At 69.4% G+C, this 26,118-nt stretch carries 20 protein-coding genes, 1 tRNA gene and 1 pseudogene; 9 read left to right on the plus strand and 13 right to left on the minus strand.

Annotation, left to right across the window (positions count from 1 at the left end; genetic code table 11):
* Together OXG55_05340 and OXG55_05345 are read right to left on the minus strand one after the other, a co-directional pair.
* A partial coding sequence (locus tag OXG55_05340) for a proline-rich domain-containing protein (protein ID MCY4102680.1) occupies positions 1–4,731 on the minus strand: 4,731 nt, incomplete at its 3' end.
* A gap of 471 nt (positions 4,732–5,202) precedes the next feature.
* Positions 5,203–5,276: transfer RNA gene (locus OXG55_05345), tRNA-Ala, on the minus strand.
* Positions 5,277–5,467: 191 nt separating this feature from the next.
* Between OXG55_05345 and OXG55_05350 the strand changes: the two genes are divergently transcribed.
* Positions 5,468–7,486, plus strand: a complete 2,019-nt coding sequence (locus tag OXG55_05350; protein MCY4102681.1) for a cytochrome P450 — start codon at positions 5,468–5,470, stop codon at positions 7,484–7,486.
* A gap of 55 nt (positions 7,487–7,541) precedes the next feature.
* Here the strand turns inward: OXG55_05350 and OXG55_05355 are convergent, their stop codons facing one another.
* Complete coding sequence (locus tag OXG55_05355) at positions 7,542–10,037, minus strand: MMPL family transporter (protein ID MCY4102682.1); 2,496 nt, start codon at positions 10,035–10,037, stop codon at positions 7,542–7,544.
* Between the two features lie 134 nt (positions 10,038–10,171).
* On the opposite strand from OXG55_05355, the gene OXG55_05360 reads away from it, so the two are divergent.
* The 4 genes from OXG55_05360 to OXG55_05375 all read left to right on the plus strand — a co-directional run bounded on the left by OXG55_05360 (position 10,172) and on the right by OXG55_05375 (position 13,979).
* Complete coding sequence (locus OXG55_05360) at positions 10,172–11,140, plus strand: class I SAM-dependent methyltransferase (protein ID MCY4102683.1); 969 nt, start codon at positions 10,172–10,174, stop codon at positions 11,138–11,140.
* A gap of 133 nt (positions 11,141–11,273) precedes the next feature.
* Complete coding sequence (locus tag OXG55_05365; GenBank protein MCY4102684.1) at positions 11,274–13,025, plus strand: DUF3179 domain-containing (seleno)protein; 1,752 nt, start codon at positions 11,274–11,276, stop codon at positions 13,023–13,025.
* 304 nt (positions 13,026–13,329) lie between these two features.
* Complete coding sequence (locus tag OXG55_05370; protein MCY4102685.1) at positions 13,330–13,602, plus strand: hypothetical protein; 273 nt, start codon at positions 13,330–13,332, stop codon at positions 13,600–13,602.
* Positions 13,599–13,979 (plus strand): hypothetical protein, encoded by a 381-nt coding sequence (locus OXG55_05375; protein MCY4102686.1) that lies wholly within the window; start codon positions 13,599–13,601, stop codon positions 13,977–13,979. Before OXG55_05370 ends, OXG55_05375 begins: the two co-directional genes overlap by 4 nt.
* Before the next feature lie 42 nt (positions 13,980–14,021).
* Here OXG55_05375 and OXG55_05380 read toward each other — a convergent pair whose 3' ends face one another.
* The 5 genes from OXG55_05380 to OXG55_05400 form a co-directional block, all read right to left on the minus strand.
* Complete coding sequence (locus OXG55_05380) at positions 14,022–15,089, minus strand: hypothetical protein (GenBank protein ID MCY4102687.1); 1,068 nt, start codon at positions 15,087–15,089, stop codon at positions 14,022–14,024.
* A 70-nt stretch (positions 15,090–15,159) separates the two neighbouring features.
* Entirely contained in the window at positions 15,160–15,453 is a 294-nt protein-coding gene (gene xseB, locus OXG55_05385) for an exodeoxyribonuclease VII small subunit (protein MCY4102688.1), read from the minus strand.
* A complete protein-coding gene (gene xseA / locus OXG55_05390; protein MCY4102689.1) occupies positions 15,446–16,903 on the minus strand; it encodes an exodeoxyribonuclease VII large subunit in 1,458 nt (485 codons plus the stop codon). The genes xseB and xseA overlap by 8 nt, the downstream gene beginning before the upstream one ends.
* A 79-nt stretch (positions 16,904–16,982) precedes the next feature.
* Positions 16,983–18,860 carry an ABC transporter ATP-binding protein gene (locus tag OXG55_05395; GenBank protein ID MCY4102690.1) on the minus strand — a complete coding sequence of 626 codons (1,878 nt, stop codon included), beginning with the start codon at positions 18,858–18,860 and terminating at the stop codon, positions 16,983–16,985.
* 103 nt (positions 18,861–18,963) lie between these two features.
* A complete protein-coding gene (locus OXG55_05400) occupies positions 18,964–19,674 on the minus strand; it encodes a Uma2 family endonuclease (protein MCY4102691.1) in 711 nt (236 codons plus the stop codon).
* 236 nt (positions 19,675–19,910) lie between these two features.
* Here OXG55_05400 and OXG55_05405 point away from each other — a divergent pair, with 236 nt between their 5' ends.
* Positions 19,911–20,888, plus strand: coding sequence for a methyltransferase (locus tag OXG55_05405; GenBank protein ID MCY4102692.1), 978 nt, complete (start codon positions 19,911–19,913; stop codon positions 20,886–20,888).
* Positions 20,889–21,000: 112 nt separating this feature from the next.
* Positions 21,001–21,603, plus strand: coding sequence for a hypothetical protein (locus OXG55_05410; protein ID MCY4102693.1), 603 nt, complete (start codon positions 21,001–21,003; stop codon positions 21,601–21,603).
* A gap of 237 nt (positions 21,604–21,840) precedes the next feature.
* Here OXG55_05410 and OXG55_05415 read toward each other — a convergent pair whose 3' ends face one another.
* The 3 genes and pseudogenes from OXG55_05415 to OXG55_05425 form a co-directional block, all read right to left on the minus strand.
* Positions 21,841–22,803 carry a site-specific DNA-methyltransferase gene (locus OXG55_05415; GenBank protein MCY4102694.1) on the minus strand — a complete coding sequence of 321 codons (963 nt, stop codon included), beginning with the start codon at positions 22,801–22,803 and terminating at the stop codon, positions 21,841–21,843.
* 117 nt (positions 22,804–22,920) lie between these two features.
* Positions 22,921–23,625 carry an MT-A70 family methyltransferase gene (locus OXG55_05420; GenBank protein MCY4102695.1) on the minus strand — a complete coding sequence of 235 codons (705 nt, stop codon included), beginning with the start codon at positions 23,623–23,625 and terminating at the stop codon, positions 22,921–22,923.
* A gap of 89 nt (positions 23,626–23,714) precedes the next feature.
* Positions 23,715–23,798 (minus strand): annotated as a pseudogene (locus tag OXG55_05425) (2Fe-2S iron-sulfur cluster-binding protein).
* A 65-nt stretch (positions 23,799–23,863) separates the two neighbouring features.
* Here OXG55_05425 and OXG55_05430 point away from each other — a divergent pair.
* Entirely contained in the window at positions 23,864–24,166 is a 303-nt protein-coding gene (locus tag OXG55_05430; GenBank protein MCY4102696.1) for a nucleotidyltransferase domain-containing protein, read from the plus strand.
* Positions 24,163–24,540, plus strand: a complete 378-nt coding sequence (locus OXG55_05435; protein ID MCY4102697.1) for a DUF86 domain-containing protein — start codon at positions 24,163–24,165, stop codon at positions 24,538–24,540. The genes OXG55_05430 and OXG55_05435 overlap by 4 nt, the downstream gene beginning before the upstream one ends.
* A 21-nt stretch (positions 24,541–24,561) precedes the next feature.
* Here OXG55_05435 and OXG55_05440 read toward each other — a convergent pair whose 3' ends face one another.
* Both OXG55_05440 and OXG55_05445 read right to left on the minus strand, forming a co-directional pair.
* Entirely contained in the window at positions 24,562–25,071 is a 510-nt protein-coding gene (locus tag OXG55_05440; GenBank protein ID MCY4102698.1) for a (2Fe-2S)-binding protein, read from the minus strand.
* Positions 25,068–25,910, minus strand: coding sequence for an FAD binding domain-containing protein (locus tag OXG55_05445; GenBank protein MCY4102699.1), 843 nt, complete (start codon positions 25,908–25,910; stop codon positions 25,068–25,070). Before OXG55_05445 ends, OXG55_05440 begins: the two co-directional genes overlap by 4 nt.
* Positions 25,911–26,118: the final 208 nt, after the last annotated feature.

Here is a 26,118-nt window from a genome sequence, read left to right on the forward strand (position 1 = left end):
GTTGACCGTGAGCGGCGACGCCGGGGCCGGGCGGGCGGTGACCGTGAAGGCGGCGGGGGCGCCTTCGGTGATCCCGCTGCCTGCGGTGACGCTGATCTCGGGGGCGGCGGCGTGTCGGCGCGCCTCGTCGAGTTTTTGGGCGAGGGCGAGGACGCGTTGCCAGCGTTCGCGGGGCTGGCCGCGTCGGACGCCGGCGGCGTGGTCTCGGAGCTCGTGGAGGGTGAAGCCGCCGGGCGCGCCGAGGAGGGTGTCGAGGGCGCGTTCCCAGTTGGCGAGGGCGCGCTGGTTGGCGGTGACGTTCGTGTGGCGGTCGATCATGTCGAGGATGAGCTTGTGGACGGCGGCGGCTTCGGGGTCGGCGGCGTCGACGATGGCGAAGGTCAGGCTCTGCTGGACCGGCACGTGCACGGCGTCGCCGGAGCCGTCGAAGTAGGCCGCTCCGTCGAGCGCCAGCGTGAGCTGCTCGTCCTCGGCCTCGGCGTCGGCGAGCGCGGTCAGCTTGAGCACGGCGCGGTCCGCGCCGGCGGAGAAGGTGAGCAGCGACCGGGCCGCGCTGAGCGGCTGGTCCTCGCTGACCGTGACGCCCGGGCTCGACGCGGCGTCGAGTGTGAGCGTGTAGTCCTCGCCGGGCGTCGCGCCCGACGCCGCGAGCACGGCGCGCACCTGCTCGTCGCCCTCGAGCGCCGTCGCGAGGCGCAGGGTGATCACCGCGCCGTCGCCGCCCTCGACCAGCTGCGGCAGGCCGCCCGAGGAGCCCTGCGCCCGCGGCGGCGCGCCCGGGCCGCCCGAGGGGGGCGCGTTGGAGCCGGAGGGGGGCGCGCCGGTGCCTGTGGGGTTGCCGTCGGCGTCGCCGGGGCCGCTGTGGATCTGCGGCTGGCCGTCGGGGTCGGGCCGCGGCGGGCCGGTCGGCGAGTTCGAGCCGGCCGGGACCGTCCCGGCGTCGGTCACGCGCACCGTCGCCGACTCGCTGCTGGACGCTAGCCGGTAGCCCGTGCCCGTGTTCAGGGTCACGGTGATCGACCCGTCCGGCTCGGTGAGGTTGTCCCACCTCGTGGGGACGTCGAACTGGACGGCGCCGGTGAAGCCGATGCCGGGGGGGATGTTCACCGTGTTGGCGCCCGGCGTGAAGTTCCCGGTGTCGATCACGTCGCCCGTCTGGGTGACCGTCACCGACAGGGGCAAGGGATTATCGAAGATGTTGCCGATGTAGCGGACGGTGAAGCTGGCGACCTGGCCCTCCGCGATCGGGTCGCCGCTGCCGCCGCCGCGCCGGACGGTCCAATGCCGCCCGACGTGCAGGCTGACCGTCGCGGGCGACACCGGGACCTCGCTGCTGCCGGTGAGGTCGTGCGCGGCGCTCATCCACATGTAGCCCGGCATCCGGCCCGCGGTGAAGCGCTCCGCGTCGAGGTAGCTGCTGCACACGTCGCCCAGGTTCTGCGTCGAGGACATCAGGTGGATGCGCATCGTCTCCATGGTGACGCTGCCGTAGCCGCCGCCGGAGAGCGTGTGCGTCACGTCCACGCACTCGTTGTTCGCGAGCGGCTTGACCCAGACCGCGAACCCGGGCTTGACCGAGACCGCGCCGCCGCGGTCGACGGTGAAGTGCTCGGGGTTGAGCGTGACCGCGAGCTCGTCGTCGGTGTAGGTCCCGTTCTGGCCCCAGGGCGGCTCCGACGCGCCGGGCGTGACCGAGAAGGCGACCCGCCCCGTCTCGGCGTTGTTGTTGTCAGCGTCGCTGACCGCCTTGATCGTCAGCGTCACCGGCCCGGTGGGCAGGTAGTCCGCGCGGAACCAGATCTTGTAGTCCAGCGGGCTGCCGAACAGCCGCAGGTCCCGGTGCCAGTAGTAGTCGTCGGCGTTCAGCTCGAGGCCGTTGCTCTTCCGCTTCGGCGGGTCCCGGTAGCGGGTGATCGTCCAGGTGCCGTCGGCCAGGTAGCGCGCCTGGCGCAGGTAGTAGTCCCCCGGCACATGCCACTTCAGGTACGGGAACTCGTAGACCTCGGGCCGCGGTATCGGCGAGGCGATGTCGTCGTCGGCGATCACGAGGCGCACCGTGTGGGGGTCGCCGCGGCTGTAGAGGGCGTCGTTCTCCGGCAGGGTCCAGGTGAGGGTCCCGTAGTCGGCGTCGGCTGAGTTGTTGGTGACGCTGATGTCGAAGTCCACGCTCGTGCCGCCGCTGGGGATCGTGGCGCTTGACGGGACGGCGCCCGCGTAGCCCGAGCTGTAGGAGGAGCCCGAGGCGAGGCCGGCGACGGCGATGCCGCCGGGCAGCGCGGCCTGGTCCGATTGGATGCGGATGCGGCGGGTGCCGCCCTCGGCGATGTGGCCGTGGCCGCCCACCACCGACACGGTGAGAGTGGGCAGCGCGCCGCCCTCGTCGTCGGTCAAGACCAGCTGCTGGGAGAAGTCGCTGCCCCGGCCCACGCCGCCGCTGACGGTGGTGGCCAGGCCCCGGCCGCTGAGCACCGAGTCAGACACCAGGGCCAGGGTCACGATCTCGTGCCCGGTGTCGCCGTCGTCGAGGCCCGACACCGGCGTGACGGTGATTGCCGCCTCCTGCACCGTCTCGGACCCGGAGCCGGTGAAGAACAGCTTCGGCTCCGCGGTGGCGAGGCCCGACGCGGTCACGCCGGCGCCCGTCGCCGCCACCGCGAAGTCGGGGGTGGCGTGGCCGGGCAGCCGCGCCCCGGTCGCGGTGGTGAGGATCAGCCGCACCTCGATCGCCTCGCGGGCGCGCAGGGGGCGGGACAGGGCGAGCTTCGCTGTCGCGGTGTCAGAAGCGTCGCCCTCGGTCATCCGCGTGTCGTCGCTCGTCAAAGACACCAGGGTGGCCTCGCCGTCCTTGACCAGCGCCTCGTCCGCCGGCTCCTCCGCCGAGACGGTGTAGCCCGTGCAGCCCGTCCCCCCGACCACGCGGGCCACCACGGCGCTGTCGGGCTCGTCCACGGCCGTGTCGGTGTAGGGCACCGACAGGGTGCCCGTCGCGCTGTTGGCGAGGATGGTGACCGTGCGGCGGCCCTCGTTCGCCGCCGAGACGCGGTCCCCGCCGGTCTCCACGACGTCCACGCACACGTCCTTGTTCGCCGTCGGCGCCGGGTCCGCGGTGACCGTGAAGCTGAGCGGGCTCTGGCCCTCCTCGCGCACCTGCTGGTCGTAGTCGTTGCGGCTGATGCCCTCAATGTCCGGCAACCCCACCTTCACCAACGGGGAGGCCGCCGTGTAGTCGCTCGGCTCCACAGTGAATCGCTCCAGGCCCGGAGATGTCACCCGCAGCCCGCTGTTGTGGTTGGTTCCAGCAAGATAGACGATATGCCGCTGGGCCTGCTGGGCGGTGTTGTCGCTGGGCGCCGTCAGCCTGAACGACGCCGACGACGCGTTGGCGGGAATGGTGGCGTGGTAGGAGGTGTGAACGTTATAGACCGACCCGGTCACTGTCGTAGCAGCGCCGAAGCTTGAGGCTCGCGGGCCACTCAGTGTCATGCCAATTTCCGTGCTGCTGGTCCGCGTCGGCGAGATGCTGACCGTGACGGTGACGGTGCCGCCCTCGGCCACCCGGTCAGGCGACACCGACAGGCTGACCTCCGGGCCGGTCGCGGCGCTGTCCCGGATGTACAGCGCGACGTCCCCGCCTTGGCCGCTGGTGTCGAAGGTCGCGCCCGCTATGCCGCTCACAGCCTGGATCCGCAAGGTTCTGCCGACTGTTCTGGGATTGGCGACCGAGTTGGCCGCGGCCGTCGCGGTGAGGCTCGCCGACCGCGGCGCGCCCGCCCCGCTGAAAGTGATGGTCCTGCTGCCGGTGTTCAGGGTCACCCCCGCGGGCGCGCCGTCCAGGGCCAGGGTGTAACCGATCAGACTTGTGTACGTGGCGTTGATGGTCTCGCCCTCGACGAGGTCGCGGCTCAGGCTGACCTCCACGGTGGCGGTGTCGGTGCTGCTGCCCTCGGTCATGATCTGGTCGGTGGCGCTCAGGGACACGTGGATCGGCCCCGCCACGATGAACTCCGGGGACATGGCGTACATGGACCGCGTCTCGGTCCTGGCCCGCTGGCCGTTGCTCAGGGGCCCGTACAGCCTGCCGTTCTCCCGGTGCCTGCCGAACTCCACGTTGGTCGGGGCGCCGAGATAGTGAGAGCTCCGGCGGCGGCAGTCGTTCTCGCTGCCGGTCCAGGGCCAGTCGCTGTCGGCGTGGGGCGCGCCGTTCTCGTTGCGGTGGTCGGCCAGCGTTCCGGCGCGCCACCACTCCGCCGGCTGGGTGCTGCTGCGCCACGGCTGCTCCTGGTTGCAGAAGTCCTGGTAGTCGTTGGCCACCAGCCCGCCGTCGCCCTCGTCGTCCATCCAGTAGATGGGAACGCCCTTGCGCCAGTTGCCGCCATGGCGGAAGTCCAGGTGGTCCCGAAGGTTCGCGGCCTGGGTTGAGCCGACCATCTTGAAGCCCGACGCGTACGGCTTGATCGCCGTGAGCGTGTTGGCGCTCTTGGTGATCTCGCTCTGCACGTAGCCGTCGTAGGTCGCGAGGTCCGTCGCCGTCGCCGCCCACCGCGACGTCGTGCGGAACAACAGCCGGAAACGGTCCCCCGCCCCCAAGCCGCTCGGCTTCAGCGCCCAGTCGTTCGGCACCACATGCACATCCGCCTCCGGAACCGCCGGAACCGAACCGCCGCCCTGCGCCAAAGCCTCCCGCGCCGCGCCCGCCACCAGAACCGGCGCCAACAAACCCGGCAGCGCCACCAGCAGCGCCCACTGCCGCGCCCGGCGGCGGCGCCGCCTCAGGTCAGAACAAGAACTCCGCGGGGGGGGGGGGCGTACTAGAACACATCACAACTTCTTATGCCCTTTCAATCCTCGCACGCGGCGGGGCGACGCGGTCAGGCCATTCCGAGGGCGCCGCGGCCGCAGCCGCGCCCTCGGCACCCGAGCGGCTCGCGAGCCTCCACCGGGCGCTCCTCGCCGTCGTCAATCCCGCAGATCTCCGAATGACCGAACTATACCCGCGCCCCCCAACCCAGAGAACTCGGAGTGTGCTGAGCAATCTACGGGCAGCGCCGGTCGGGTGGCGAAAGCCGTGGATTCCGGCCTTCGCCGGAATGACGGATGCTGGACCTGCCGCATTGTTCAGCAGTCTCTTGGCCGCCAAACAAGCCGCCGCCCCCCGTCCGAGCCCAGGGATAGCGCCGACGCCACGAGCGCGAGCGCCGTCCGTGGAGCTGATGGGACTCGAACCCACGACCCCTTGCTTGCAAAGCAAGTGCTCTAGCCAGCTGAGCTACAGCCCCCGAGGCGGTCGCTTCCGGAATTGTCGGCAGGCGACCGACCTCTGAGGCTAGCAACACCCGGCAGCGGCCCGGACCCCGGGGCCGACGCGTTCGCTGAGACGATCGGGGGCGAAGTACGCTGCCGCTGCCGCGGGCGCAGTGGTGATCCCGAACGTCGGTACGGCACCCAGAGAGCAGGACTGGTGGCTCACATGACCAACGGTGCATCGACCCAGACGCTGACCCTGGTCGACGAGTTCCTTCTGACACTCCTCAACGAGGAGGCCGGTTATTTCCACCAGGTGCCCGGCTGGGATCTGAACTGCGCGGTCGTCGGCGCCGGCCTCGCGGAGCTGTCGCTGAGGTCCCGCATCGACACAGACCTCGATTCGCTGATCCTGCTGGATCCGACCCCGACCGGGGATCCTGCCGTGGACCCGATCCTGGACAAGATCGCCGGCGAATCCATCCAGGGCAATGCGCAGTACTGGGTCGAACGGCTCGCCTTCCGGGCGGAGTCCGTCGTCGACATGACGCTGGAGCGCCTGGTCGCGTTGAAGATTCTGGAATACCACGACGGCGACTTCTGGTCCCTGGCCCGCGCCGGCTGGCAGGCAGATCTTCACGCCGCTTCTCTGGAAGGCACCGCGGCCGAGTTCGTCACGACCCGCCTCGCCAGGGTGATCTTCAACGATGAGATTCCGGAACCCAGGGACATCATCATCATATGCCTGCTGAACACCTGTGGTGTCCTGCGTCTCATCTTCCAACTTGATGAAGACGCAGAGGCACGGATCGAACTCATCTGCAAGATGGATGTGATCGGTCGCGCGATAGCCCAGGCGATTGAGCACAGCCAGGCCGGCCCTCTGTTCCGAAGTGCTGCCTTGGCCAGGAAGATCCCCGCTGTTCCATTCCGCAAGATTCTGCGGAATAGACATGTTCGCGACGGCAACCTACCCGCGTTGTTCGCGGGCCTCGCGGAGGAGTACGGCCCGGTGTTCAAGATTCGGCTGCCGTTTGCGAAACCCCTGATCTTTCTTGCCGGGCCGCGGGTAAATCGCTGGATCCACCGGAATGGGCGATTGTTCCTTAGGACCAGGGAGTACTTCGCTGACATGGAGAGGGTCTACGGCGCGTCGGGCGTGCTTCCTGCGTTGGATGGCGCAGATCATTTCCGGCTTCGCAAGGTCATGTCGCCGTCACTTGCCCGCCGCAAGCTCGAGGGACTGCTGGGCCCTCTCATGAGTCACGGCCGACAGTATATCTCGAGTTGGACCCCCGGAGAAGAGATCACCGCGACACATGTGTGTCGTCAGTTGATTAATGCAGAGACTTCGCCTCTGCTGGTCAGTGTCGACTCTCAGGACGTCATTGATGACGTGATCGCTTACAAGGAACGAGCACTCAACACACAGATCTCCAGGATCCTTCCCAAGTTCATGCTGCACACGCCGAAGATGAGACGTCGGGCGAAGCTGGTGAATCTCGTACGGGACAGGGTGCAGAGTGTTCATACATCTGCCCAGCGGGTCGGATGCCCTCGGGAACTCGCTGACGACCTGCTCGATCTGCACGCCAGCGACCCGCAGTTCTTTCCCGAGTCGAACCTGGGGTTCGCTCTCTCCACTCCGTTGCTCGCCGCCATGTATCTTGGCGATTCGCTCGCATTCGCATTGTATGCCATGGTCTCACAGCCGGAGCTGAATGAGAGAATCCGCAATGAAGCGGATGCCCTGTTCGCCGACGGTGATCCGGGACATGAAGATCTCACAGGGTCCGCGGTCGACGTCACTACTCGCTTCATCATGGAGTGCATGCGTCTTTACCCGTCGGTTCCTGCGTCTATCCGGAACGTCATGAATAGATGCGTCGTTGAGGGCTACGAACTAGTCGACGGTATGCGTATCCATATCTTTACCACGGCGCCGCACTACATGAAAGACGCGTTCCCCGACCCCTACAGTTTTGACATCGACCGCTATCTGCCGTCGCGCAAGGAGCATCTCAGTCCCGGTTACGCCCCGTACGGGCTTGGAACGCACATATGTCTCGGATTCCGGTGGATGGAACTGCAACTCGCGGTGAATTTGCTGATGATCGCGCACTATTTCACGCTTGAACTTTCGCCCGCCGACTACAAGCTCAAGTTCAATCCGTTCCCGTCGATGTCCCCTAGCAAGAAGATGAAGTTCATCGTCTCCGAGCGGAGGCACGAACTACCTGTCTGAGGCACTCCGGACGGGCTTGGCGGGCAGCGCCGGTCACTGCCCGGGCATCACATGGTCAGTCTGCCGTCGAGGGGGATTCCGTCTCTGGGTGGTGTCGGCGGTGGATCTCCTCGGCGACGATGTCGAGGTCGTCCCACATGCGTTGCACCTGCGAGCGGAGCTTCATGTTCTGGTAGGCACCCCAGATGGTCATCGCCGGCGGGACGACCAGGATCGAGACGATGAGCGAGTAGGCGATCGTGATGGCGGCGGTGATGCCGAGTTGCTGGGAGCCCTCCAGCGGTGAGAGCACCAGCACGCCGAACCCCAATGCGGTCGTCAACGCCGAGCCCAGCAGCGCCGACCCCGTGGTGGAGAGCGTCCGGATCGCCGCTTGCTCCGGGTTGCGGAGGCGGCTGAACTCCTCCCGGTACCGGTGGATCACGTGGATCGTGTAGTCCACGCCGATCCCGATCGAGAGCGCCGTGATGATCGAGGTGAGCATCGTGTAGGGAATGCCCACGAGCGCCATCGTGCCCAGCACCCAGATGAGGACCAGCACGATCGGGCCGACCGCGATGACCCCCAGCGCGGGCCGTCGCTGCGTGAGCCAGAAGAACAGGGCGAGGATGCCCAGCGCCACACCGACCGTCGAGGCGATCGCCTCGGTCTGCCGGGATGTGATCTGGTTGGCGATCTCGACGCCCAGGATGCTCGCGGAGGTCGCCGTGATGGCCTCGTCATCGCCGGCCCAGAGCGCCTCGATCTCCTCCTGGACGTGCAACGTCGCCGCGGGGTTGTCCGTGTAGACGGGGAACTGGAGCAGCAGCTTGTCGTCACCGTCGGGGTTGTTGACCAGGACACGAGCGACCTCGGGATCTGTCGCCTCGATCCTGTCGAGGAACTCCTGCATCAGGACCGGGTCGACGGCCACCCCTGCGGATGCCTCACTGAACAGCGCCGCCAGCTCCGGGTCGTACTTGTCCCCGGGCCGGCCGCTGTCGTGGGTCCAGTCCACGAGGATCGATTCGAAGGACCCTTCCAGCGGTCCCGCCACCGCCGCCGGACGGCGCTGGGGGTCAGCGAAGGCGGCTTCGAGCTCGTCCAGGTTCAGGAGCGTGCGGGTCTCGGTGGCCTCGGCTCTCACGAGCATGCTGGCGAGTTCCGTCGAGCCGCCCACGGACGCCTCGAGCGTCTCCAGATCGTTCAGGACGGTGCCGCCCTTGGGCAGGACGTCGCGGATGCTGAACTCGGCATGGAGGCCGCTGGCCGCGAACGCCATCCAGATCGTCACGCCGGTCACGGCGATGAGGTAGGGCGCCGGGCGCCGCGCCACGCTCGTCCCGAGCATCTCTGCTCCCCGCTCGATGCCGGGCAGTGCTCCGGAGACCCGGCGGGGCTCCTTCAGCTTGCCGCGCGCCTCGCGCCGGCGGTCGATGATCGTCCGGCCTGCCGGGATCAGTGTGAGCATGACGACGAGGCTCAGCGCCACGCCGAGCGCGGCGACGACGCCGAAGTCGCCGAGTGTCCCGATCGGCGAGAACAGGTTCGCCAGGAAGCTGGCCGCCGTCGTCACAGCCGCCAGTGCCAGCGGGATGGCGACGTTGCGGAGCCCGGCGCGGACCGCCTGCTGCACCGCCAGGCCCTCGGCTCGCTGCTCGCGGTAGTGCGAGACGGCTTGAATGGCGTAGTCAACCGAGAGGCTGATCAGCATGATCGGCACCATCACGGTGAGCGAACTCGGCGGCCCGATCAACCCCAGCGCGTTCGGTCCCAGCCAGCCCTCCGCCCCGACGATCCAGATCAGCGAGAACAGCAGCCCCAGGAGTGTGAGCAGCAGATCCGAGAACGAGCGCAGGAAGAGCAGGAGCAGCGCGGCGATCAGCACCAGCGCCACGCCTATCAACGGCAGCATTCCGGTCTCGGTGGCCTCGGTGTACTCGTCCTCGATCACTATGACCGACATGCTGGTCACGCCGAGCGGGCCCTCGGAGCCCGAGGCCAGGTCGTCGATTGTCCGTTCGATGTCGGCGATTCGCTCGTCGCCGCTGTCGAGCAGCCGGATCGTGGCGATGGCGATCGGCGTTCCGTCGTCGTCGATTCCGGTCACGGCGCCGAGCGCCTCCCCGATCTCCGGGACGCTGCGGACCGAGTCGATCTCGGCCTGCGCGAGCGATGCCAGATCGTCGCGTTCGAGGATGCCCCCGATCAGCAGGCTGGGGGCGAAGACCGGATCGGCCGGTGCCAGTTGCGCCGTCACGTCCGCGTCGCTGAGGATCGTGTCGAGCAGGGCGTCCATCTGGGCCAGCCCGCCGGGCGTCAGGGCCTCGCCGCGGAAGACCAGCGTCACGACCCTGACATCGCTGTGGCCCCCGAAGCTCTCGTCGATCTCGATCACCGCAGAGCGGACGTCGTTGCTGGCAGGAAGCAGGGCCAGCGAGACCCCCTCCGTCGGCGGCGCTCGCCGCGTCGCCCCCGCGGCCAGCACGACGGTGACGAGGATCAGCACGCCGATGGTGATCCACGGCCGGACCGTGACCAGGCGGCTGAACCTGTCGAGAGGACGGCTCACGTCCCTTGACTGTAGCCCGTGCCCGCGCCGGGGCCGGCTCGGCGGCGATACGATGAGCATCCGTGGTGATGGCGCTCGGCCGGGTCATAGGCGCCCTACGAGCTGCGCATCGGGGCACGGACGTCGCGGGTCGTGTGGCTGACTTCGAACAATGGATCGAAAGATCCGCTGCCGCCGACGCGGGCTCCTCGGAATACGACCACACCGCGGTGGTCAACGACTACTACGACCTCTGCAACCAGTTCATGGAACTCGGCTGGGGTGAGTCCCTGCAATTCGCGCCCCTGGCACCGAAGGAGACGCTGGAGCAGGCCATCGCCCGTCACCAGCGGGCGATGATCGCCAAGCTGAGGCTGGAGCCGGCAATGGATGTCGTCGACATCGGATGCGGATTCGGCGCACTGATGCGCCGCGTTGCGACAGAGGCCGATGTGCGGGTCGTCGGCATCAACAACAACGAACACCAGATCGAGCAGGCGAAGCTCCGCAATCGCGAAGCCGGCCTGGATCGGGTGAGCGACTGCCTCGAGTGCAACATCATGGACATGAGCAGCATCGGAGCAGGCTCCTTCGACAGGGGCTATGCCATCGAGTCGACTTGCCACACTCCGGACAGGGCCAAGGCGTACGCAGAGATCTTCCGCATCCTGAAACCGGGAGCCTTGTTCTGGGGCCAAGAGATGTGTATGACCGACGGCTTCGATCCGATATCCGCCGAACATCGATCCATCAAGCAGGACCTCATGCTGACCATCGCACTGAAGGAGATCCCCCGCTTCGCCGAGGTGAACCTGGCGCTCGAGTCGGCTGGATTCGAGGTCCTCGAGGGCTCTGACAGAAGCAACAGCGACGGTTGCACAGTCCCCTGGTACGCTCCCATGGAAGGTCGCTACGGGAAGCTGGGGCGCGGGCTCATCCGTGTCCCCAAGGTCCGTAAGGCGCTTGTAGCGGCGTCGAGGGCGGCAGAGGTCGTGCGAGTCCTCCCGCGCGGTTCAGCCAGGGTTCTCGCACTCATGAATCGAGCGGCCGACGCCTACGTCAGCGGCGGCAGGGCCGGGATCTTCACACCCCTGTACTGCTTCCTGGCCAGGAAACCCGTCTGAGAGCATTAGCGGACAGGCGGCCACCACCGACTGAGAATTCCAATCCGCGCACTCCCGTCATTCCGGCGGAGGCCGGAATCCATGACTCGGCCACGAGACCGGCGGTGGCCGGTCGGGGCCCTAGCGTGGTGACGTGCGCGCGCACCGACTTCGTGTTCTCTTGGGGGGTCTCGCATTGCTGGCGGCGTCCTGCGCGAGCGGCGATGGGGCCGAGGCGCCCACCTCCGATGGGTCGCCAGCAGCGGCCGGGCCGCAGCGGGACGCTGTGGCGGCGCCCCCCGCGGGCGGCGAGCGGGACTCCGGCGGGGCGGGGCCGCGGGCCGCTGACGGCGCCGCGCCGGATCCTGATCTAGCGCCATCGCCGTCCCCGGTCGACGCGGGGTCGGCTCCGGACGTCGACCGGCCGCCGGGCGGCAACGACGGGCCGGCACCGGCCGAAAGTCCGCCGGAGCCTCCGACCGCCGAGGCGGACGAGCACGTCGTCGAATTGCAGCAGGCCGACGCCGGGTCGGTTGTCGAGGTCGAGCCGGCCGACGATGCCACGCCGGTGGCGGATGACCTCGAGGTACACCCGGTCGAACGCGCCGCACTGCGGAACTTCCGCGGCTACGAGTTCCCGCCCGCGCCCGACGTGCCGTCCGGTCCGCTCGGGCAGGCGGCGGCCGAAGACCTCGAGGCTGTCTGGTCGGGGCTCACGACCGAGGTCGATGTCGGTGCGGTCGCCCGACTCGGGCAGTCCGGGGACCCGAGACTGGGCTGGATCCTCTCGGACCTCCTCAGGTTCTTCTACTACGGCGAGGTCCACGAGGAGGCGGTGTCCGCCTTCGAGACGTTGACGGGTGTGAGCCTGGCCGCCGATCCGGTGGCGGCCCGCAGCCCGTGGCAGTCCGTCACCGACCACATGTTCGCCTGGGATCTGCCCGCCTTCGACGGCTACGTCGACTACAAGGAGCGGCTGTTCACGCTGGTGGAGCCGGGCTGGCAGCCGTTCTTCGACGACCCTGAGTCGGCCATCGACTGGCGGTTCGTGAGTTGGGGAGGGGTGCGGATCGACGACCGCCCGCTCGGCGACCCGCAGCGGTGCGTCCGGGGCTGCATCCCGGCCCGCGACGACCCGCCGGTCACCGCCGCCGCCGGAGGTGCCTGGTATCCCGACGACCGCATCGTGTTCGCGCTGGTCATCGGCGGCGAGGCCAGGGCCTATCCGAAGAACTTCATGGAAGTCCACGAGATGGTCAACGACACGCTCGGGGGACGCAGGATCGGCTTCCCTTATTGCACGCTGTGCGGCGCCGCCCAGGCCTACTTCACCGACGACGTTCCCCCTGGCGTCGAGACACCGGTGCTGCGGACCTCGGGGCTGCTCTCGCGGTCCAACAAGGTCATGTACGACCTCGTCACCAAGTCGGTGTTCGACACCTTCACCGGCGAGGCCGTCTCGGGACCGCTCCGGGAGAAGGGAGTGGTCCTCAACCAGGCGACCGTCGTGACCACCACTTGGGGCGAGTGGAAGGCCGCCCATCCCACTACGACGATCGTCGCCCGCGACGGCGGTATCGGCCACAGCTACCCGCTCGACCCGCTGCGCGGCCGCGACGACGACGGGCCCATCTTCCCGATCGGAGACGTCGACGCGCGCCTCGGCGTCCACGACCAAGTCTTCGGCGTGGTCCTCGATGACGGCACCCCGGTCGCCTTCCCGGTGGACGCCGCGGTCGCTGTGCTCGAGGCCGGCCGAACCGTGGAACTCGCTGGCGGCAGCCTCCGCCTCGACGGGGGCGGCGTGCGCGCTGTCGACGCCGCCGGCAACGAGATCGAAGGCCACCAGGCCTTCTGGTTCGCCTGGAGCCAGTTCATGCCCGACACCCTCCTCTGGGCGCCCTGAGCCCGCTCCAATCCGGCTCGCAACGACGTCGGCGGTAGACCGCGCGCCGAGCGGGCACGCTACGGCGGGAGTGATCCGGTCGCGGCTCAGGCGGCGAGGGGGCGGCCGAAGGGGAGTTGGTCTCGCCAGGTGGCCAGGAAGCTCTCGGCGTGGTGGCAGGCGCCCAGGAAGGCGCCCTCGGAGTGGGCTGCGGTCTCCTCGGTGGATTGGCGTCGGCTTCGGTGGCGGTGGCCGTCGCAGGGTCGGAGGCGTATCGTTGAGGCATGGGTCAGAGGACTCAATCTCGTTGCCAGGGGAGAGCGTCGTGACGGCACCCGAGTACGAGCCCGGAGAGATAGCAACCCGGGGAGAGGCTATCTACCGGAAGTTCATCCAGCCACAGGTGGGGTCAGTGGAGAAGGGGAGCTTCGTGGTCATCGACGTGGAGAGCGGCGATTACGAGATCGACGCCGGCGACGCGGTGGCTACCCGCCGGCTGTTGGAACGCCGGCCGGGGGCCGTGACCTACGGTGTGCGCGTCGGCCATCGCGCGGCCTACAGCCATGTCGGGGGTTTCAGGGCACCCAGCAGCCGATGATCCGAGGCAGGGTAAGCGACGACGCCCAGGCACTGATCACTGTCGAGATCCTGGACGGTGAGGGTCGTTGTCGGCCCCTGGATTTCATCCTGGACACGGGGTTCACTGGCTATCTCACTCTGCCCGCAGAGTCCATCCGCCGGCTTGGGCTGCCCGCGGTGGGTGGGCGCACCTTCGAACTGGCCAATGGAGAACTCTTTGAGTTCGAGGCCTACCTCGCCTCTGTGTCCTGGCATGGACGCCCGACTGACGCAGTGACGCTGAAGTCGGACAGCGCTCCCTTGTTGGGCATGACCCTGCTGTGGGGAAGCCGGGTGATCGTGGATGCCTTGAGCGGCGGCAAGGTCACGATCGAGGAGCTGACTTCTGCGCGGTAGCCGTTGCCCACCGCGACGATTGGGGTCGTCGAGTGGAACCGGTCAGGCGGCGAGGGGGCGGCCGAAGGGGAGTTGGTCTCGCCAGGTGGCCAGGAAGCTCTCGGCGTGGTGGCAGGCGCCCAGGAAGGCGCCCTCGGAGTGGGCTGCGGTCTCTCGGACCAGGCTCGTGATGGTCTCGCTTGCGGCGGTTTCGATCGCCTCGGCGGTGACGGCGTCGCCCTTGAGTCCGGCCAGTTCGCCGGGCCAGGCGGCGAACAGCGGGCCGGCGAGGCAGATGAAATCCGCAAGCACCACCGTGCCGGCCGCCTGCAGGATCACCAGTGCCCGGGTGGTGAACGGGACGGGGTGCAGGCAGGCCACCGCCGAGACGTTGAGACCCGTCGCGACGTTGTGGTCGAGCACGCCCATCTTGGAGCCCACCAGCAGCACGTCGTCGGCCGCCCTCCATATGTCGTCGGGTGCTGAGCAGGCGGCGTCTAGATGTTGCACGAAGCCGACGCCGTGCTGCGCCCACGCCTCACCGACTGCGGCGGCATCGAGGCCTGCGCCGTCCGGGGCCGCGCAGAAGCCCTTCTCGGTGGCGAAGCCCGCAAGCACGGCCCCCCGTGCGGACGCGGCGGCGGCGGCCGCCACGCCGGCGGGTCCGCAGCCCTCGATCACGATCCGGCGTCCCCCCAGCCCGTCCAGCGCTGCCGCCGCGGCGGCCACCGCGCCGCTGCCGACCAGCCGCTCGGCGAGGGTGATCCCCCCGGCGGTGTGGAGACGGATCGCATGGCGCGGGTCCTGTGCCTGCAGCGGCGCCAGGTCGGCGGCGCTGAGGCCCTTGCCGGCATCGGGGAGGACCTCGCCCGTCGCCACCCAGGGCTCGCACTCCGCCACGAACGCCTCCACGGCGTCGTCGCGATCGTCGGGCCGCGCGTTGATGCCCCCCGACGCTCCCGAGCGGCGCATGCCGACGGCGGCGAAGGTATAGGTGGCCGAGCGCGCCATCTCCCGGACGCCGCTCGGCAGGATCTTCGGTGCCAGCCGCATCAAGCCCGCGGAGCCCTCGGCGTCGTCGAGGTCGACCACGATGAAGGCGTCGGTGCCCGAGAGTCTGCGGAGCGCCATCAGCCCGCCGGGGCGCCGTCGTCGAGGCGATCGCGCACGGTGGGGGCACCGGCTGGCGTGCGGCCCCGCATCAGCCGGTCGGGTCTCCTGCGGTGGCCCCGCCGTCGCTCCCGGGTCCCGCATCACTTGGATCGGCGTCGAGGCCCAGATCGTCGAGTTCGGCCACTATCTGCGTCACCTGGGTCTCGGCTGCCACAAGACGCTCTCGGCAGAAACGCAACAGCTCGGCGGCCCGATCCACGTGTGTCGCCAGGGCATCGACGTCCACGTCGGGCGCTTCGAGGGCGTCGAGGATCTTCTGCAGTTCGGCCATGGCGGCGGCGTAGCCGTCGGCGGGCGCCTGCTCCGGCGTGCTCTCAGCCATCTTCGCTCCCGGTCGTCTCGGCGGACGCGACCGCAGTAGCGGTGCTGGTGACGGTCCCGTCCCTCATCCGGGTTCGCAGGGTAGCGCCGGGCGCGATGTCGGCGACCGACCGCAGCAGTCGTCCAGCCCCGTCGGTCGTGATGGTCCAGCCCCGCTCCAATGCCCGCTGCGGGTCGTAGGCGCGGACTTGCGCGTCGAGTGCGTCGAGCTGGCGGCGCCGGGTCTCCAGAGCGTGCGCGGTGTCGAGGCTCAGGCGTCCGGCGGCGGAGGCCAGCAGACGGCGCTGCCCGGCGAGGCGGGCGGTGATCCTGTCGGCGGTCAGCACATGCTGCGCGTCGAGGTGCCAGCGGGCTCGCTCGGCACCGTGGCGCGCCACTCGGTCGATGCCGAGAGCCAGCCGGCGCATCTCGCTGCGGGCGCCGCGGCAGGATGCCCGGAAGGCCGCCCCGGCCCGTTGGGCGGCGTCGGCAAGCCGGTGCCGGTCACCGGCCAGCCTGCCGTCGACGGCGTCCTCGATCCGCCGCCAGAGAGCCAGGGTGGCCCGGTCGAACCGCCCGGCCTGTGCAACGAGGGCCGCCGCGCAGGCGGTGGGCGTGCTGCAGGCGGTGTGGGCCACGACATCCGCCACCGAGCGGTCGATCTCGTGGCCGATGCCGGTCAGGACCGGCGCCGCGCTCTGCGCGATGGCCTGTGCCACCGCGGCGCTGTCGAACGGCGCCAGTTCGGTGCGGGCACCGCCGCCGCGTACCAGTGCGATCACGTCCACTGCCTGCTGGCCGGCCAGCGCCACCGCCGCGGCGATCCTCTGCTCGCTGCCGAAGCCCTGCACCGGCGTGTCTGCGACCAGGATCTCCCAGCCGATCCCACCGGCTGCCAGCACGTTGCGGAAATCGGCCTCGGCGGCGCTGCCTGCGCTGGTGACCAGCGCCACACGCAGGGGCAGCGTCGGCAGCGGAAGGGCCCTGTTGCGCTCCAGCAGGCCGGCGGCCTTCAACTCGCCCAGCAGACGGTCGCGCTGGTCGTCCAGCCTGCTGAGCGTGTAGGCGGGGTCGATGGTCTTCATCTGGAGTTGGACTTGGCCCCGCGCCTTGTAGACGGAGACGCTGCCCCGGATGCGGACCTCCACCCCGTCGATCATCTGGCCCGCCGCGCCCGCCCCGAGGATCCGGTTCACGATCTTGCGGTACCAGTCGAACAGGACGACCGGGAGGACTGCCGGCGGGTTCCTGTCGGCCGGCGTGGGAGTGACCAGGTCGAAGTAGACGTGGCCCTTGCGGGACCTGTGCAGGTTGCGGATCTGGCCCCTGATCCAGATCTCGTCCGGAAACGCCGCCTCGACCGTCTCGGTCAGCTCGGCAAGCAGTTCGTGCACGTCGTAGGTCGTGTCGTCGCCACCGCCAGACGCAGGCGTGTTGTTGGCCGGAGCCTCTATGCGCGGGAGCTCGCTCACCGCGACCCCGCGCCGGCCGCCGTTCGGACAGGCCCCCTGCGGCCGACCGGCCCGCCCGCCCGCTCGTGCCGTGCCGCCCTCACCGGTTCGCCTCGGCCCGCACCAGGGTGCGGTAGAGCTTGGCGTAGAGCCCGTCGTCGGCCAAGAGTTCGTCGTGGCGGCCCTGCTCCACCAGCCGGCCCTCATCCAGCACCACGATCCGGTCGGCGGCGGTGATCGTGGACAGTCGGTGCGCGATCACGAAGGACGTGCGGCCGGCCAGCGCCGCCGCCAGCGCCGCCTGCACGGCGGCCTCGTTCTCGCTGTCGAGATGGCTGGTCGCCTCGTCCAGGATCACGATCGCCGGGTCCTTCAGCAGCATCCGGGCGATCGCCAGGCGCTGCTTCTCGCCGCCGGAGAGGCGGTAGCCGCGCTCGCCCACGAGGGTGTCCAAGCCCTGCGGCAGCCCCTCGATCACTGCGAGGATGCCGGCCGCCCGGCAGGCCTCGGCGATCTCGTCCGCCGATGCGTCGGGACGGGCGTAGCGCAGGTTCGCTTCCACCGTGTCGTGGAAGAGGTGGGGATCCTGGGGCACCACGCCGACCGCGGCCCGCAACGACTCGCCGGTGACGTCGCGCAGGTCGTGACCGTCGACGGCGATGGTGCCCTCGTCGGGGTCGTAGAGCCGCAGCAGCAGCGCGGTGAGAGTCGTCTTGCCGGCGCCCGACGGTCCGACCAGCGCCACCAGCTCCCCCGGTGGGATGTCCAGGCTCATGCCGTCCAGAGCCGGGCCCGCGGGCTTGTCGCCGTTCGTCGACGGATCCGGCATTGCAGGGGCGAGCGACGCCAGGGCGGCCGTGTCCGTCGGCGGGTAGGTGAACCGCACGTCCCGCAACTCCACCCGGCCCCGGGGCCGCGGCAGGCGACCGGCGCCGGGCCGGTCCGGCACGGCGTTCGGCGCGTCCAGCACCTCGAAGACCCGCTCGAAGGACACGATCGCCGTCATGATGTCGACGCGGGCGTTGGTGAGGCTCGTGAGGGGCATGTAGATGCGGATCACCAGCAGGCCCATGGCGGCCAGCGTGCCGATCGTGACAGAACCGGAGATCGCCAAGTGCCCGCCGACCCAGTAGACCGCGGCCGTGCCCACGGCGCCGAGCAGGGTCAGGGCAATGAAGAACACTCTCGCGTACATGGCGGTGCGCACGCCCAGGTCCCTCACGTTGCTGGCCTTGTCGGCGAACTGCTCCCGCTCGGCGTCGTGGCGCCCGAACAGCTTCACCAGCAGGGCGCCCGCCACGCCCAGGCGCTCGGTCATCAGCGTGTTCATGTCGGCGTTGTGCTCCATCTGCCGACGAGTGAGCGCCTGCAGGCGCCGCCCGACGCGCTTGGCGGGGAGCACGAAGACCGGCAGCAGCGCCAAGGCCAGCAGCGTGAGCCGCCAGTCGAGGATGATGAACATCGTCAGCAGCGTGATCAGCAGGATGCAGAGGTTGGAAACCAGCTGGCCGAGGGTGCCGGTCATGGCTCGCTGGGCGCCGATCACGTCGTTGTTGAGGCGGCTGATCAGCGCCCCGGTCTGCACGCTGGTGAAGAACGAGACCCCCATGCGCTGGACGTGGTCGTACAGGGCCACCCGCAGGTCGAAGATGAGCCCCTCGCCGATGCGGGCCGACCACCAGCGCTCGCCGAAGGCCAGCAGCGCCTCGGCGAAGGCGGCCGCCAGGATGAGGCCCGCCAGCAGGTTCACGTAGCCCCGGTCGGAGTTGACGATGGCGTCGTCGATGATCTCCCGGAACAGCAGCGCCGGCACCTGGCTCAACAGGGCGCCCAGCAGGATGGCGATCACGAACAGCGTGATCATGCGCTTGTAGGGGACAGCGAACCCCAGCACCCGCCGCGCCACGTTGCGGTCCAGGGTGCGCCCCTTCACCGCCTCGGCATCACGCCCCAGCGCCGCGTGCAGCCCCCAGTCCATGCCGTCAGGTTGTCACACTTGTGCTGGCTGGAGACGCTGCCTGGTTGTACGTCGCCGCGTACCGCCCCCGGGGGACCGCCGCCGTCAGGGGCGATCGTCGGGCTTACTTCTGGTCGTCCAGTCGGGCGCGCAGGGCCGCCACCTCGGCCTCGGCGGCGCGGCGGGCTGCGGCCTCGGCGTCTCGCTCGTGGCGAACCAGGTTGAGGGCTTGGCTGGTGTCGTCGGGATCCGGCAGCCATCGGCCGGTGCGGGGGTCGCGGAAGCGCAGCCGGCGCTCGTCGGCGTGCAGGTCGAGTTCCAGGACGCTGCTGTGGCCGGCGAGGCGTCCGTCGTCGTCGGGGCCCACCGCTATCGGTGCCCATGCGCCGCCCACCCGGCGGTTGCCCTGCAGCACTGGGCTGTGCAGGCCCCGGCCGCTGGGGTCGAAGCGCCAGTACTCGCGGGCACCCACCTCGAGGTAGATGGCGGGCTTGTCCTCCCGGTCCCTCTCGGCCATCGTCCCCGAGGCGATCTCCAGCACGAACGCCGGCGGCGCGCCCGCGTCCCAGATCCGGTAGCTGAAATCCTCCTCGATGGCCCCGGCGTCCACGCCGAAGGACACGAGCACGTCCGGGACCACGAACTTCGTGTCCGGTGCCCGGCGGTAGTACACGTTGAGCTCTTGGCCCACGAAGCAGTCCGAGCGCCCCGAGAAGTAGGCGCTCAGGGCGCCGTAAGCGAGGAATTGGGCGCGCGAGTGGCGCGGGGACTCACCCATGTCCGGGGCGGTGGCCGGGTACGCCACAGCAGGATCCACCTCGGTCAGAACGCTCATCGTCGCCTCCCCTCCCGCGGCCCCGCAGCCCCGGCTCAACGCTCCAGCCTAACCCCACCGCCCTGCCGCCGTGCCTCTCGACTACCATGATAGATTATAGTATCACTTGAAAGCGCTATATTATCTCGAAAATATTCCTGATATGCTGCAGATCAGGAACACAGGCCACCAGGCCAGGTGGATGGAAGCGCCCGAGGTCCGCGTGGCTGTCGCAGGTCTCCCATACGGTTACGCCAATGGCTGACTGCGACGAGCCTGCCGGCGCCGTCGACTCCCCTCGTACCGCGGCGCAGCCTGACGACGATCCGTTGCTCGGTGCCTCCTCGGAGGCGCATCTGGCAGCTGTGGCGGGCCGCATCCTGCGCGCTGATTCCTTGGACCGACTGTCATCTCTGGAGCGGCGGTTGCTCAGTCGGGCGCCAGTGGATTCGGTCAGCTGTCGCGTCGTCGCGAACGTGCGCGAGCGGATCGAAGCCGGGACCGATCCTCTCGGGGACGCCTTCCTCAAGCTACGCAGCGCGGATGTGCGCCGGGAATCGGGGGCGGTCTACACGCCGCAGGTGATCGTCGGCTCGATGGTCGCGTGGTTGTCGCAAGAGCCCTCCGTCGGGCGGATCGTGGATCCGGGTGCGGGTTCGGGACGGTTCGCGCTCGCCGCCGGGCGGGCGTTCAACGAGGCACGCCTCGTCGCAGTCGAATCCGACCCCCTGGCCTTGCTGTTGCTGCGCGCCAACCTCACGGCTGCCGGTTTGGCGGAGCGGTCCGAGGTCGTCGCCGGCGACTACCGCCTCCTGCGGCTGGGCGACGCAGTCGAACAGCGGGGACCGACGGCGTTCATCGGCAACCCGCCGTACGTCCGCCATCACCTCATCGAGCGCGGCTGGAAGGAGTGGCTCCATGCCGAGGCGAATCGTCTCGGCGTACCCGCGAGCGGGCTCGCCGGCCTGCATGTGTACTTCTTTCTCCAGACCGCTCTGCCCGCGGCGCCCGGCGACATCGGCACGTTCGTGACGTCGGCCGAGTGGCTGGACGTCAACTACGGGAAACTCGTGCGCGCCCTGCTCGTTCGCCATCTCAGTGTGGAGTCGGTCCACCTCATCGATCCGTCGGAACTGCCGTTTGGCGACGTCGCCACGACGGCGGCGATCACGTGCTTCCGAGTCGGTCACACCAGGGCGCCTCGTCGGCTTCCGGAAGATCGCAACAATCGGTGATCTGGGCGCGTTGGAAGGAGGGCGCAGTGTCAGCCGGGCCCGGCTGCAGGCGACAGTTCGCTGGACTCCTCTTCTCGCGGCCCCGAAGCGCCCACCGGATGGCTACGTCGAGTTGGGCGAACTCTGCCGCGTCCATCGCGGCACCGTGACGGGCGCCAACGGCACATGGATCACCAGCCGGGATGATTCAAGGCTTCCCGCGAGCACGCTGTTCCCTTCGGTGACCAGGGCGCGGGAACTGTTCGACGCCGGCGATCGTCTGAAGTCGCTCGACGGTCTGCGATGCGTGATCGATCTGCCGGAGAACCTCGACGAACTCGATCCATCCGAGCGACGTGCCGTGGAGCGGTTCCTGCGTGCCGCCCGCGCCGGCAACGTGCACGAGGGGTACATCGCACGCCATCGGAAGTGCTGGTGGTCGGTCGGCCTCCGATCCCCGGCGCCGATCATCGCCACCTACATGGCGCGCCGCCCGCCGGCCTTCGTCCGCAATCCAGTCGGCGTGCGCCACGTCAACGTGGCGCACGGGCTGTATCCCCGGGAGCCGATGACTGCGACAGTCCTCGACCGCCTCGCCGGGGTCCTCTCGGCAACGGTAACGACCGACGGAGGCCGAATCTACGCCGGCGGGCTCACCAAGTTCGAGCCCGGCGAAATGTCCCGCCTGGCGGTCCCGAGCGTCGACCTCCTGGCCGCGAACGAGGTCGCCGCCTAGATGCTGCCGGCGAACTCCATCGGTGGTTGCGGCCGATTGTCCTGACGTCCGGCGTCGGTCAGGCGGTCGGACGCCCCGACCCGATCACGTTGGGCCTAATGGGAGTGGTCGGCCGCTGCTGCGGCGGCGGGCACAGTCGGTGTTGCCAGGCCGTTGCCTGCCGCGGGTCCGCGGTAGGTGGGGTACTGCTCGCCGCGCGTCGTCGTGTCCTCGTCCGCTTGAGAGCCTCCCGGTCGCTCACCGCGCCAGGCGATGCTCGATCAGGTCGACGAAGGCAGGGTTCAACTCGATTCCTGCCCAGCGGCGATCCAACTCACGAGCAGCCAGCAACGTCGTCCCGGAGCCGGCGTATGGGTCGAGCACCACGTCGCCGGGCTCGCTGGCGATCATCACACACCGCCGGGCCAGCGTCAGAGGCATCACCGCGGGATGATCCTCGGCGCTGCTGTCGGCGGGCCGGCGGGGCTCGGTGTTGATGTCCCACACGGTGCGCAGACGCCTGTCGTTGGGACCCCGCACCGCGTCAACGTCGTAGTAGTAGTCCTGGCTCTTGGACAACAAGAACACCGTCTCGTGGGCCTTGGTGGGCCGGTCCTTCACCGACTCGGGGTGCGCGTTGGGCTTGTGCCAGATCACCTCCGAGCGCAGCCACCATCCCGCGTCCTGCAGCGCCAGCGCAAGGTGCCAGGGAACCCCGATCAGGTCCTTCGGCTTGAGGCCCTCGGGCGTCGGCGGGCGCACCCGCATCGCCCGCGCCCGGTTCTTGCGATCCGGCGCCCGGTATCGGCGGTTGCCGGAGGTGTAGCTGTCGCCCACGTTGAGCCACACCGTCCCGTCGTCCGTGAGCACCCGGCGCACCTTGTCGAAGGTCACCGCAACGCTCCTGACGTAATCGCCCAGCGCGTCGTCCCGGCCGATCTGCCCATCCGCCTCGTAGTCGCGAAGCGACCAATACGGCGGCGACGTCACCACCGTGCGCACGCTGCGATCCGGTAGCACGTCGAGCCCCTCCAGGGCCGGTCCGCATATCAGCACCGAACCGCCCAACCGGCGCATCGGCCCAGCATCAGCAGCGTCCACCCGCCGGTACGGCATCGCCGAGCCCGACTGCCCGCGGCACTCCATCGACTCCGACGCTAACCGCTCCCGCCTCACCAAGGGAGGATCGCCGACATCAACATCGAACAGTCGTTCGCTCATGCCAGGCACCGTACAGAAGGCCTGTGACACCCGAGGCTTCGGCAACTCCATCGGTGGTTGCGGCCGATTGTCCTGACGTCCCGGCGTCGGTCAGGGCAGTCGGATGCCCCGACCGGGTCACGCTGGGCCTAATGGGAGTTGGTCGGCCGCTGCTGCGGCGGGCACAGTCGGCGTTGCCAGGCCGTTGCCCGCCGCGGGTCCGCGGTAGGTGGGGTACTGCTTGCCGCGGGGCGTTGTTTCCTCGTCCGCTTCCAGTCCCCAGGACGTCCAGCCCTTCCGGGGGTAGCGGGCGAACATCTCGAGGTAGGGGCCCGGCGAGCAGGCTTCGACGATCTCGTACTGCTCGTCGGGCTTGCGCGAGTGCTCTCGCTTGCGAGTCTCGATCATGTTGACCTGGCGGCGTCCCGGCGGCAGTGTGCGCATCCGGCCGCGGACGCCGAAGAGGATCAGTTCTGTGACGTTCCGGAAGTAGAAGCCGACGCCTCGACCGTCGGGGCCGCCGTCCCTGCGACGTTTCGCCCAGACGAGATTCGACTTGTACTCGAACCCCCACGACTCCATCACGCGGAGGCCGTCGGCGATGAGCGCGTTCGGCACCCACAGGTAGAGGTGGGCATTCTCCCCGACCACGTCGGGAACCGGGAGGGCGCAGACCGCGCCGGTGGTCATGGTGTCGTACCGGGAGAGGCGCCGATGTTCGGGGGCCACCTTGCCCGTGCGGTTCTGGAACCTCCACGGCGGGTCGGCCAGCACGGCGCCGAACCCGCTCCCCGACAACGCCAAAAGGTCGTCGCTCGCCGCTTTGCCGCTGCCTTCTCCCAGGACGGCCTCCGCGACGGCGCGGCCTGCCTTCGGCTGGAGTCTGAGTTCGTAGCCCAGCGAGTCGGCCTCGGCGGTGAGCGTGGCGAGAAGTCGGTGGGTGACGGGTTGACCGACAGGAGGTGGTCGGCGGCGACGATCAGGCCGGGGGTGCAAAACCCGCACTGCACGGCGCCGTTTGGAGATGGACCTGTAACCCCCAGAGCGGCGCGGTGCTGCTCTCGCCGGTTACTCTGGGTGCATGAGCCGCCGAGACCTGATCCTGGGCACCCACCGCGAGGCCATCGTGGCCACGGCCCGCGCCAACAAGGCCACCGAGATCGCCTTGGTCGGCTCGGTGGCCCGCGGCGACGACGGCCCCGGCAGCGATGTGGACTTCCTGGCCACATTCGCTCCCGGAGCGACTCTGTTCGATCAGAGCCGCCTCCTCGGTGCCCTGCGTGAACTGCTGGGCATCAAGGTGGACGTGCTCTCTGTCGGTGGCCTCAAACCCGAGAGCCTTCCACGTCACAGGGAGATACTCGCCGAAGCGATCCGCCTGTGAGCGCCCAAGGCACTGAACGCGACACCGAGCGCATCGAGCACATCCTCGATGCCGCGGACTTCCTGGCCACCCTGGTCGGTCAGGGCCGTGAGGTATTCGATTCGAGCCGCGAGCGGCGCAACGCCGTTGAGCGGCTGCTGGAGATCGTCGGTGAGGCTGCTGGCCAGATGTCCGGCGGATTCGCCGCGGCCTACCCCGACCTTGATCTGGCTGGCGCGCGGGACCTGCGCAATGTCATCATCCACGGCTATATGAACGTGGATGATGACCTCTTGTGGGATGCCGCCTCCTCCTCCGTGCCCGCCTTGGCCGCTGGCCTGCGGGCAGCGGCAGGCCTCGATCCGTCCGCCGACCGGCCGGGGCCCGACTTCTGACCGGCCGGCGGATCGTGGCTGTCAATCGTCGGCGGCGCGCTCGGTGGCGACGGCGGCGACGGCGGCGATGACTCGGCCGTAGCCGGTGCAGCGGCAGAGGTTGCCCGAGATGGCCTCGCGGATCTCCAAGTCGGTCGGTGACGGGTTGACCGACAGGAGGTGGTCGGCGGCCACGATCAGGCCGGGGGTGCAGAACCCGCACTGCACGGCGCCGTGGTCTACGAACGCCTGCTGGACGTCGGTCAGCTCGCCGTCGTCGGCGAGGCCCTCCACGGTGACGATGTCCCGCCCCACCGCCGCGGCCGCCAGCATCATGCAGGCGCACACCGGCAGGCCGTCGGACAGCACCGTGCACGAGCCGCACTCGCCCTGGTCGCAGGCGTTCTTGGTGCCCGGCAGGCCCAGGCGCTCGCGCAGCACGTAGAGCAGGCTCTCGCCGAGCCAGGCATCGGCCACCTCACGATCGGTGCCGTTGACGTGCAACGTGTAGTGCAGCGTTGCCTCGCCGGCGACGCTTCGATCCTCGCTCATGAGAACACCCTCGCCAGGGCGCGGCGGGACATGACGGCCACGGCGTGGCGCCGGTAATCGGCGGTGCTGCGGTGGTCGTCGATGGGGATGGACGCCGCTGCCGCCAACTCGCCGAAGTGAGTCAGGACGTCGTCGGGGGGCACCTCGGTTGCGTCCCAGTCGACCGCGCCGGCAATCCACTCCTCGGCTTCGGTGGCTCGCACGGGCACCGGGGCGACTGAGCCCAGCGCAAGGCGCACACTGCGCTGGGCGCGGTCCAGGACCAGCGCCACGGTGGCCACCGAGATGACCATGGCGTTGCGGGTGCCGACCTTCAAGAACTCCTGGGGGCCGTCGACCACCGGCACGGTCACGCTGCGGATTACCTCGTCGGGTGCCAGCGTGTTCCGCTTGGGGCCGACGATCAACCCGTCGAGGCCCACCTCGCGGGTGCCGCGCGCCGAACAGATGGTGATGCGGGCGTCCAGCGCCGTCAAAGGGGGCAGCGTGTCGCCGGCGGGTGAGGCGGTGGCCAGGTTGCCCCCGAGCGTGCCGGCGTTGCGGATCTGCGGCGAGCCGACGGTCCGCGCCGCCTGGGCCAACGCCGGGACGTAGGCGGCGAACAGCGGGTGCTCCATCTCGGCGTAGGTCATGGCCGCGCCCATCTCCACGGCACCGTTGCGCTGCCGCCAGCCGGTCAGTTCCGGGACGCGGTCGATGGCGATGACCGAGGCGGGCCGCCGCTTGTTGTAGTTGACCTCCACCATGAAGTCGGTGCCGCCGGCCAGGAGGCTGGCCGACGGGTCGGCCGCCAGCAGGTTGCACACCGCCTCGAGGGACGCCGCGACGTGCACGCTCACGCCTCCATCATGCCCGGAGGGCCACCGCGATGCACGCCCACCCAGACGCGGCGGGCCTCGCTGAGCGCCGCTCGGTGAACACGCCGGATCCCTGACCGCCGACCGCGCGCCGCGATTCGGCAGCGACCCGCGACCGAAGGCGATACGGGTGCCGCCGGCTGGCCTCAGTGCCATGTGGGCACGCGGGGGACAGTTCGCCGCTGGGGGG

The sequence above is a fragment of the bacterium genome (assembly GCA_026708055.1).
Lineage (GTDB): Bacteria > Actinomycetota > Acidimicrobiia > Acidimicrobiales > CATQHL01 > VXNF01.